General features: G+C 58.8%; 1 protein-coding gene. It reads left to right on the top strand.

The features are described from left to right. Positions 1-422, top strand: a 422-nt coding sequence (locus BN4575_RS22380; protein ID WP_218060826.1) for a hypothetical protein, incomplete at its 5' end; no start/stop codon positions are given. Positions 423-434 lie beyond the last annotated feature (12 nt).

Raw genomic sequence — 434 nt, 5'->3', positions numbered from 1 at the left:
GGAGAGCATTTCCACTTGCACTTCGAGCTGTTCTCCGGGTGAGACGCGAAGCAAATCCGCCTCGCGAAGCCTGGTCAAGAGTCGCCATCGAGGTGCTTCGCGCAACGCTGTACGCACTCATAGGCCCTGACCTCATGCCGCCTGGCACATTGCTCGATCGCAAGAGCGCATTTATCCTTCTGTGCCATCGCAAAGAACACGGATGGGGGGAGAACGTCGGGCTCATGATAAAGGTCGTGGCATCGAGCAAGGGCAACCTTCATGAAGAGGCAAAAAGAGGGCTCGTAGAGCTCGATGGGCAGGCGTTGGCTGGAGGCGCTGGTTCGAGGATACTCACGCTGCTTGACATCGACAGGTCCCCGACCGAGGAGCCCAGGACCGAGTCGTACGGCGAACACGGATCTCCCGTGACGATTGCTTGAACATAGCCCGGT

It is taken from the genome of Aeromonas sp. EERV15, from assembly GCF_900079845.1.
GTDB lineage: Bacteria > Pseudomonadota > Gammaproteobacteria > Enterobacterales > Aeromonadaceae > Aeromonas > Aeromonas sobria.
This window is presented reverse-complemented; position numbering and strand designations above follow the sequence as displayed.